This is a genomic window from Paenisporosarcina sp. P4_E4_2, from assembly GCF_056401595.1.
Map to the genome: position 1 here is coordinate 1 of NZ_JBFUJC010000109.1, position 9,136 is coordinate 9,136.

Consider the following 9,136-nt stretch of genomic DNA (forward strand, 5'->3'; position numbering starts at 1 on the left):
ATACAGCACCTTCGCCCAAGCCAACACGCGATTATTTTCTACTGCAACCAAGTGACACTCGGGATGAGAGGTTTCCATCCATTTTTCATACGTTGGTGACTGTGTTTCAAAAGTGGCATTTTTCGATTTGATGCCCTCTTCGTAAATCTCCTTTACCTCTTGCCAGTCAGTTGCAAGCATGGGACGAATTTTTACGGACATTTTCATACCTTCTTTATCAATTTAATTTTATTTTAGTTTTTAGTTGCATCTTGCAAACAATTAACATATAACTATATTAAAGAGGTGAATCATGGAAAACAAACGTGAGTTATTTCAAGTATTGACCCGCCGCTTCGGCCTTTTGAATAAAAATTGTTGCGCCATTGGTGGCATTGATATTTCAGCTGTGCATAGTCATATTCTATACGAAATTGATAAACACCATGAACCAACCATGCAACAAATTGCAGAGCTTTTGGCAATTGATGTAACGACATTCAGTAGACAGATTCAAACATTAACCAAAATGGGACTGGTCACAAAATCCCCTTCCCTTGATGATAAAAGGTATTACATTTTATCCTTAACTACTCAAGGCAAATTCATGGCTACTGCCATTGAAACTTCCATGAATAATTACTTGGATGAAATTTTTTCACATATGAATGAATTTGAACAAGAAACAGTCTTGAGATCTATTAAATTATTGAACAATGCTATGGCAAAATCAAGTGTGTGCTGTACGCCTATTATATGAGCAAGAGAAATCTTGCTTATTTATTCACTATATAGTTGCATTATGCAAATAAAGGAAAGAGGAACTAACGATGAACAATGAAAAAATGAGTTTTAACATTTTGACGAATTGCTGTAGTTCTCCTGAATCTATACTTGAGGAATCGAATTTGCCAACGGTAATCGTCGGAGCAGGGCCAGTCGGCTTGGCTGCAGCTGCGCATCTGGCAGCTAAAAACGAACAGTTTTTGATAATCGAAGCCGGACCCACAGTAGGACATAATATTTTAAAATGGGGTCACGTCCGATTATTTTCCCCTTGGCAATATAATATCGACAAAGTGGCTTTGAAGCTATTGGAAGAAAGCCACTGGAAGGCACCTGTCATGAAGAGATTACCTTTTGGTAAAGATCTTGTGGAAGACTATTTAATCCCTTTAGCCAATCTGCCTCAAATTAACCCATTCATCAAATTAAATGCAAAAGTAGTGGCAATCAGTAAACAGGGAATGGACAAAATGAAAGATGCCAACAGAGATGGACAGTCTTTCATCCTGTATATCGAAGAAGAAGGCACAACTGAAAGAATTGAAGCAAAAGCAGTCATAGATGCTACTGGTACTTGGGCACAACCAAATCCTGTGAATGCAGATAACGTGTGGACAAAAGGGGAAGAATTGCTTTCACCTCATATCACATACGGCATTCCAAATATAAAAGAATCAGAACGTATTAAATTTGAACAAAAACGTGTGGCTGTTGTAGGTGGTGGTCATTCTGCAATCAATACAATCTTGGAATTAGCTGAATTGGAAGGAACGGAAATCGCGTGGATTTTGCGTAAGAATCGTGTCGAGGAAGTTTATGGTGGAGAATCCCGGGATGCACTTCCAGCAAGAGGTCAATTAGGTTCACGTATTCATCAACTGGTGGACAGCGGCAAAATTAGCGTTCATACCCCTTTCCTGGTAAACGAAATCTCTAAAGAGAATGGCAAGTTAACCATTCATGGTACTATGAAAAACGAGAGATACTCAATTGATAATATCGATGAAATCATTGCAAACACTGGCACTCGACCTGATTTCAGTTTCCTGCGTGAAATTAGACTCGACATTGATTCTGCTATCGAGAGTGTATCTGCCTTGGCACCACTTATTGACCCGAATATTCACAGCTGCGGGACCGTTCGTCCTCACGGAGAAGCTGAACTTCGGCAACCAGAAAAGAACTTTTATCTTGTGGGCATGAAGAGTTACGGGCGTGCGCCAACATTTTTAATGGCCACTGGCTACGAACAAGTCCGTTCCATTGTTGCCCACTTAACAGGTGATCAGGATGCGGCAAAACGTGTGGAACTGGATTTACCTGAAACAGGTGTTTGCAGTACAAATACCGGAGGGAAGAGTTCATGTTGTTAACAATATGGAGGGTTTAAAATGGTTGTAAACAATGGCGGGAATTTATCAATAGCTTATTTTATCGCTTATCTGAATTTAATTATCCAAGCGAAGCAATGCTCCGTTATCTGTGCACAACAATACATGCTCGAAAAATTCTTTAAAGGAAATCCGAACCACTTTGGTCCAGTAACCTATCAGTCATTTATACAGGCAACTGGTGTAATTAATAAGTGATGAATTTTGGCATAGTTACCTTGAAATTTAGGTAACTATGCCTTCTTTTTACTGTTTTTTTCATTGCCATGTTTAAAGTTTCCTGTGATTTTCGCAAGAGCCAACTGGATTTCTTTATCTGATTCAGCCGCTTGAATTTTTGAAATCAACCTCTCTGCTTCCTTGCCTTTTACAATTTTGATTTCTTTCCCCTTAAAGTCAATAAAGACCGAATTATTTTTACTCACTCGATAACTAAAAACCTCTTCATCCAGACGATTTCGTTTATCTATATTACTCATCTTTTAAAACATCCTTTGTAGTTAGTTAATTCCATTCAGGTAATGTTTTACGGAATCCATAAAAAGGTCTGAAGCCATGTTGTTCATAATAAGTATGTGACGTCGAGCTTGCCAACATTTCCATTCTGGTTGTTGGGTATTGGTTTTGTACAAACTTGAGCAACTGTTGCCCAACTCCCTGACCGCGTACCTGTTCACTGACGAGGATTTCACAAATATAAAGGGTGATTGCTTGATCGGTCATTCCCCTCACATAGGCAACTATTACTTCATTGATTGTTGCAACATACGCAATATTGGAATGATCCCATGCTTTTTTTGTGTCTTCTTCTTTTTCTACGAGATTATTCCATCCTTCCAGCTGGTTCAATTGCTTGATGAATGGATAGTCACTCGGTTTGTATGGGCGGATTAGTATGGAAGGCTTCATGTTATTACCTCAATTTTATATATGTTTATTTTTTACATTGTTGTATGATTTATCTATACGCTTTAATGAGGGTGGTGCAACCGATGTTTAAGAATGAAAAGCTGACTATCGGCGTATTTCTTCTAGCAATTTCTGAAGGAATTTATTATACATTCAAGGCAAGGGATTATGTTTATATGGAAGACTACATGATTCACATTTCACTTTTAACCATGGTCATTTTTCAAACGTTTTTTTTGCACGTTTTTCTGATAGAGCCTACTCAACAAAAACGCAAGAATCGGGTACTTTTATTTCTATACGGGATATTGATTGGTTTACCGATTTACTACTTCATCATACATCCTCAATATACATTTCATGATGCTCAATTGTTAATTGAACAAAAAGAACAAGTAGAGCTGCCGAACAAAGACAATGTTGAGAAATTCAATGTTGATGATTTTGGATGGAAACATACAAAAAAAGTTCCTACACACGGCAACAAAGAACTTTATTTTATCGCGGCTATTAAAGATGCAAAGATCTTATACTACACTTTCAATCCAAGAACAGGTGAATATTTCCTCTTCCATGAAACTAACCCTGAGTAAAATGAGCTCCTCAAGGCTTTAAAGTTGTGAGTCCTTTTCTAATCAAATTTGCAGATACCGGTTTTTTCCCTAACTCACGAGACCAAACTGATAACTGTCCTATATGGTGGATTTCGTGCGCTATGGTGTGGCGCATCACTTCTCCCCATGTGAGAATTTCGATGCTTCCATCCTGTCTGGTTTCTTGTAATTCGTTCATTTCCATATGGTTATCCCATGCATGGACAAACTCTCTTACGTCTTGTTGAAAGAGCGCATCCAATTCCTTCACCCGCTCCAGACTTTGATACTCTTCAAAACTCTCTTGGAAATCAGGCTTGCCTTGCAAGACACGAATCCAGCTCCACTCCACATCGATAATATGGAATAATGTGTGCAAAATCCCCCCCACTCCACCTGTCCGGACTTTTAATAATTCCTCCTGAGGTACGCCTTCACACCATTTGTACCATTCTTCTCTTACGATCCAGTTGTACTGAAAAAATGTTTTCATCTGTATTCTCCTTTCTCTTCCACTTAAATAAGTAATTCGCCAATCAATCGATAATTTCCTATCGTATGAGCATTATTGTTTTTTTTTGCATAGGCTAGAAAGATGCAAATGAAGAGTTTTTGAGTTAGAAGGGATGAGAATCAATGTGTGGAATTACAGGATGGGTTCACTTTGAACGCGACTTGCGAACACAAGCATCTGTAGTTGAAAACATGACAAAAACATTGGCCAAACGCGGACCAGATGATGAAAATGTATGGTTGGAAACACATGCAGTATTTGGGCACCGACGATTGACAGTTGTTGATCCTATAGGTGGCAGGCAGCCAATGACGAAAGTACATCATGATACCCGCTATACACTTTGCTATAACGGAGAATTATATAACACGGAAGATCTTCGGAAGGAATTACTGCGAAAAGGCTATACCTTCTCTGGACACTCCGATACAGAAGTACTACTGACTTCCTACATTGAATGGAAAGAACAGTGTGTGGAATATTTCAATGGCATATTTGCCTTTGCCATTTGGGATGAAAAGGATCAAAAAGTGTTTATTGCTCGCGATCGTTTAGGCGTAAAACCGCTGTTTTATACTGAACATGGCGGGGGCTTGCTTTTCGCTTCAGAAATTAAAGCTCTTCTTGCCCATCCAGATATGAAAACGCAACTGTCTCGCGAAGGATTAGCAGAAGTGCTGGCTGTGGGGCCATCCCGAAAACCCGGTTCCGGGGTATTCCATGGAGTGAAGGAATTGCGACCTGCTTACGCATTAACCGTTTCACGCCAAGGTCTTCGAATTTGGCGCTACTGGAACGTCAAAAGTGAACATCACACAGATTCAGTGGATGAAACGGCAGAAAAAGTTCGTTTCCTCGTAACGGATGCCGTCGAACGACAACTTGTATCAGACGTGCCACTCTGTTCCTTTTTATCAGGCGGGGTTGATTCCAGTGCCATTACGGCCATAGCAGCCAATCGTTACAAACATGAAGCAAAAGGACCTCTTCATACTTATTCCATTGACTATGAAGATAATGCCAAGTTTTTTAAAGCGAATGAATTTCAGCCGAATGCCGATGGACCTTGGATTGATAAGGTCGTCAATACATTCGGAACCGTGCATCACTCTTCCATCATTACGCAAGATCAATTAATAGATCATCTGACTGAAGCTGTGCATGTCCGTGATTTACCTGGTATGGCGGATGTCGACTCCTCCTTGTTATGGTTTTGCAGAGAAATAAAAGAGGATTTCACAGTTGGTTTGTCTGGAGAGTGTGCGGATGAAATTTTTGGTGGTTATCCATGGTTTCACAATGCTAATGATTTAAATGGCACTGGTTTTCCGTGGATGCGCTCCACAACCGAGCGAGTCTCCTTATTAAAAGATGATTGGCGCAAAAAACTCAAACTCGAAGATTACGCACGTCAGGCCTATGAACAGAGTGTTGCTGAAACTCCTCGTCTCGATGGCGAATCAAGTCTTGAAGCAAAACGGCGAGAAATGTTTTATCTGAATATGGTTTGGTTCATGACAACACTTCTTGATCGTAAAGACCGTATGAGTATGGGAGCAAGCTTGGAAGTACGCGTACCATTTGCAGATCACCGGCTTGTCGAATATGCCTGGAATATTCCTTGGGAAATAAAGATGGCGGGAAATCGGGAAAAAGGTATCTTGCGAAAAGCATTAGAGGGCATGTTACCTGACGAAGTCCTTTACCGCAAAAAAAGCCCTTATCCTAAAACCCATAATCCGTATTACACCGACCGTGTCCAAGGCTGGCTGAAAGACATTCTGATAGACAAAAATTCGATTCTGCATGAACTATTTGACCGTGACCGGTTGAATGAATTGGTTGAGTCGAAAGGAACTGCATTCAAAGTTCCATGGTTTGGTCAATTGATGTCTGGGCCACAGCTTCTTGCCCATCTCGCTCAAATGCACGTTTGGTATAAAGATAACAATATTCAATTGATTGATTGATTATTTCAACGAAAGAAAGAGCAGATTGAAGTCGAATTGACTCAATCTGCTCTTTTGTTATGACTTCATACCGGTAAAAATTTGAATGGCATCATTGAAGAATGCAGCCGTTCCAGGCTGTTCTTTATCATAGTAGGCAGTAAAGCGTTCATCATCCACATACATCTGCCCAAGTCCTGCATGTGCTTCCTTGCTATACTTTGGCCAATAGTACATAAGCCATTGTTTATGCAGTTCAGCGGCTTTTTGGGCTTTCTCACTTGCGGGATCTCCCGTCTTGAAAGCTTCCGCTAAAGTCATGGCAATTTCATTGGCAAGCTTTGTTACTTCATCATGCTGTGCCTGCGTCATGTTCATTACTTTGCTATTTGATTTATCGACCGTGTCATCTCCATATTTCGCCCGAATTTCCTTGCCGTATTGTTGTTCATTATCATCTACCATTTTTTGTTTGAAGCCTTCAAATTTCTCATCGTTCGTCATGGTACTTCTCCCTTCTGTTGAAGAAATCGTTTTTTCCACGTTGGCAATCAGTAGATCGAGCTGCTTTCGTTTGTCGAGGAGTTGTGAACGATGATCATTCAAGGCTTTCACACCATCAAATGAARGATTGTTCACGATTTGTTTGATGTGTTCGAGACTCAAACCCAGTTCTCTATAAAACAAGATTTGCTGTAACTTATTGACTTCCGCTTGGCCATATATCCGATATCCTGATGAATTGATTCTCGCCGGCTTGAGAAGATTCATCTCGTCATAGTATCGCAATGTGCGTGAACTGATTCCCGACAATTTCCCTAATTTTTGAACTGTGTATTCCATCTCGTCACCTCCTCTTGATTTCATCGTACACCTTGACGTTGCGTCAATGTCAATTGGAAAATCTAAAAAACTTGCAATAAGCTGAACTTTCGTACACTACTATAGTAAATCATTTCAATTGACTAATCATTTAAACGTATCTATATTAGTACAGTGAATAAATATAGCCCTCATCAGCTTAAGATGAGGTAGAGATCGCGATAAATAATAGTTACTTGAAAGAAAGTCAGAGAACTGAACTTGCTGATTTCAAGCGAAAGAATTTTTCGCAGAAGCACTGTGTCGCTCTGATTACTAATGCTGGGACTGGCACTGAATAAGTGCAGAACTGTCATAGTGATTGACCATGAAAACTATCTTTTTGTCTGATTCGGTTTTTGCACACCGTTTCTGATTGCGTTTTATGTACATTTATTTTACAAATCATGTTTTTTGGGTAGATAGAAAATGAACTGAAAGGAGCATATGCTTATGAACACGAACAAAAAACTAGGTTTATGGATTTTAACTGCGTTAGTAGTTGGAAATATGGTGGGATCCGGCATTTTTATGCTCCCCCGCACTTTGAGTGAAGTTGCAAGCCCTGCCGGCGTATTATCCGCTTGGTTGATTACGGGATTTGGAGTGTTGATGATTGCACTCGTGTTTGGCAATCTTGCATTGAGAAAACCTAATTTAACTGGTGGTCCACAGATTTATGCAAAGGAATTGTTTAAGCCGGGCAGTAACGCTTCCACGTTGTCAGGATTTATGTCTTCTTGGGGATATTGGATTGGGAATGTTGCTGGTAATGTTGCCATCATCACCACTTTTGCAGGTTATTTGTCCACGTTCTTCCCTATTTTAGTTAATCAGGCTGAACTGTTTACCATTGGTAACTTCACTTTAAAAATGGGGAATGCACTTACCTTTACAGTTTGTACATTATTGTTATGGGGTGTGCATTATATCATCCTAAACGGTCTAGAAAATRCYGGGAAGATAAATTTTGTTGCCACTGCCACGAAAGTAATTGGATTCATATTATTTATTGTAATTGGTCTATTTGCATTTCAAAAAGCAAACATTCTTCCTTTTGTAGCGCCGAGATATGATGAGCTTGGACAATCTATTGGTCTTTTGGGGCAAGTTAATGGTGCAGCAGTAGCAACTCTTTGGGCATTCGTTGGTGTTGAATCTGCCGTAGTATTTGCATCTCGTGCTAAAAAACCAATCGATGTTAAGCGTGCAACGACGATTGGACTACTTATTGCTCTAACCATTTATGTAGGGATCAGCACGCTAGTTTTAGGAATGTTAAGCCATGAAGCACTAATCGCTTCTGATAAACCACTTATCGATGCCATTTCAACTGTGTTGGGACCAGTCGGTGGAAAAATTCTTGCCGCCATCGGTCTGGTCAGTTTATTTGGTTCCACAATTGGTTGGGTTATGCTGAGTGCTGAAATTCCTTACCAGGCAGCAAAACAAGGTTTATTTCTCCCTTCATTCGCAAAAGTGAATAAGAATGGGATACCTGTCTTTTCTTTAGTCATCACTAATTTAGTTGCACAGGTGTTCATATTCTCCACGGTATCAAATACGATAGCAGCCGCTTTTGATTTCATCATTATCGTCGCAACGCTGTCATATTTAGTTCCTTATTTCATTTCTTCTGCTTTCCAGTTGAAGCTGGTCTTTACTGGTGAAACATATAAAAATGGAAGAGGTAGAATTACGGATGGGATTATAGGAGTTCTTGCTACCCTTTACTCCATTTGGGTTATTTATGCAGGTACAGCCGACCTCAAGACTTTTACATTTGGTGTAATCCTATTAGCCAGCGGGATTCTGTTTTACAGTCGAGTTAAAAAAGCAAACAACAACATTTAATACCCAAAACGCCCACTTCATCTATGAAATGAAGTGGGCGTTTTTATGTGTTTAAGCTTCAATCATAGTCATACATCCTTCTTCCATTCCATCCTGAAGAAGTGCGTTGGCAATTTCGATAGCTTTCTTGCGGACAGTCGTGTCCAGGTTTTTCAATGAATCCGGATAATCATTGTTGTTCCAAGGCATGAAAAAAACTCCTTTTTTTATGTAACTGTTCCCGTAGATCATTTAATCAAAACAACATATGCTGAAACTTTTCAAAAGGGATTTATTTTTTTGTGCAACCTGGAATATGAT

The 9,136-nt window shown here is 39.7% G+C and carries 11 protein-coding genes, 1 pseudogene and 1 riboswitch; of the genes and pseudogenes, 6 read left to right on the top strand and 6 right to left on the bottom strand.

Annotation, left to right across the window (positions count from 1 at the left end; all coding sequences use genetic code 11):
- A partial coding sequence (locus tag AC1DSB_RS09550) for an N-acetyltransferase family protein (RefSeq protein WP_477586588.1) occupies positions 1-201 on the bottom strand: 201 nt, incomplete at its 3' end.
- 91 nt (positions 202-292) lie between these two features.
- Between AC1DSB_RS09550 and AC1DSB_RS09555 the strand changes: the two genes are divergently transcribed.
- The 3 genes from AC1DSB_RS09555 to AC1DSB_RS09565 all read left to right on the top strand — a co-directional run bounded on the left by AC1DSB_RS09555 (position 293) and on the right by AC1DSB_RS09565 (position 2,354).
- Positions 293-739 (top strand): MarR family winged helix-turn-helix transcriptional regulator, encoded by a 447-nt coding sequence (locus AC1DSB_RS09555; RefSeq protein WP_477531706.1) that lies wholly within the window; start codon positions 293-295, stop codon positions 737-739.
- A gap of 70 nt (positions 740-809) precedes the next feature.
- The gene (locus tag AC1DSB_RS09560; RefSeq protein WP_477531705.1) at positions 810-2,138 is read left to right on the top strand and encodes an NAD(P)-binding domain-containing protein; all 1,329 of its coding nucleotides are present in this window, start codon (positions 810-812) and stop codon (positions 2,136-2,138) included.
- An 18-nt stretch (positions 2,139-2,156) separates the two neighbouring features.
- The gene (locus AC1DSB_RS09565; protein ID WP_016429595.1) at positions 2,157-2,354 is read left to right on the top strand and encodes a hypothetical protein; all 198 of its coding nucleotides are present in this window, start codon (positions 2,157-2,159) and stop codon (positions 2,352-2,354) included.
- A 35-nt stretch (positions 2,355-2,389) separates the two neighbouring features.
- On the opposite strand, the gene AC1DSB_RS09570 is transcribed toward AC1DSB_RS09565, so the two are convergent.
- Positions 2,390-2,635 (bottom strand): hypothetical protein, encoded by a 246-nt coding sequence (locus tag AC1DSB_RS09570; RefSeq protein ID WP_477531704.1) that lies wholly within the window; start codon positions 2,633-2,635, stop codon positions 2,390-2,392.
- Positions 2,636-2,660: 25 nt separating this feature from the next.
- Positions 2,661-3,065, bottom strand: a complete 405-nt coding sequence (locus tag AC1DSB_RS09575; RefSeq protein ID WP_477531703.1) for a GNAT family N-acetyltransferase — start codon at positions 3,063-3,065, stop codon at positions 2,661-2,663.
- Between the two features lie 83 nt (positions 3,066-3,148).
- Here AC1DSB_RS09575 and AC1DSB_RS09580 point away from each other — a divergent pair, with 83 nt between their 5' ends.
- A complete protein-coding gene (locus tag AC1DSB_RS09580; RefSeq protein ID WP_477531702.1) occupies positions 3,149-3,658 on the top strand; it encodes a hypothetical protein in 510 nt (169 codons plus the stop codon).
- 10 nt (positions 3,659-3,668) lie between these two features.
- Here the strand turns inward: AC1DSB_RS09580 and AC1DSB_RS09585 are convergent, their stop codons facing one another.
- Positions 3,669-4,151: a DinB family protein gene (locus tag AC1DSB_RS09585; protein ID WP_477531701.1), complete on the bottom strand. Its 483-nt coding sequence runs from the start codon at positions 4,149-4,151 to the stop codon at positions 3,669-3,671.
- Between the two features lie 143 nt (positions 4,152-4,294).
- On the opposite strand from AC1DSB_RS09585, the gene asnB reads away from it, so the two are divergent.
- Positions 4,295-6,142, top strand: a complete 1,848-nt coding sequence (gene asnB / locus AC1DSB_RS09590; protein ID WP_477531700.1) for an asparagine synthase (glutamine-hydrolyzing) — start codon at positions 4,295-4,297, stop codon at positions 6,140-6,142.
- 57 nt (positions 6,143-6,199) lie between these two features.
- Here the strand turns inward: asnB and AC1DSB_RS09595 are convergent, their stop codons facing one another.
- Positions 6,200-6,964, bottom strand: coding sequence for a MerR family transcriptional regulator (locus tag AC1DSB_RS09595; protein ID WP_477586590.1), 765 nt, complete (start codon positions 6,962-6,964; stop codon positions 6,200-6,202).
- 181 nt (positions 6,965-7,145) lie between these two features.
- Positions 7,146-7,328, top strand: a riboswitch (Lysine riboswitch).
- Positions 7,329-7,435: 107 nt separating this feature from the next.
- Between AC1DSB_RS09595 and AC1DSB_RS09600 the strand changes: the two genes are divergently transcribed.
- Positions 7,436-8,836 (top strand): amino acid permease, encoded by a 1,401-nt coding sequence (locus AC1DSB_RS09600; protein WP_477586592.1) that lies wholly within the window; start codon positions 7,436-7,438, stop codon positions 8,834-8,836.
- Between the two features lie 75 nt (positions 8,837-8,911).
- Here AC1DSB_RS09600 and AC1DSB_RS09605 read toward each other — a convergent pair.
- Positions 8,912-9,025 (bottom strand): annotated as a pseudogene (locus AC1DSB_RS09605) (DUF2188 domain-containing protein); the annotation flags it as partial.
- Positions 9,026-9,136 lie beyond the last annotated feature (111 nt).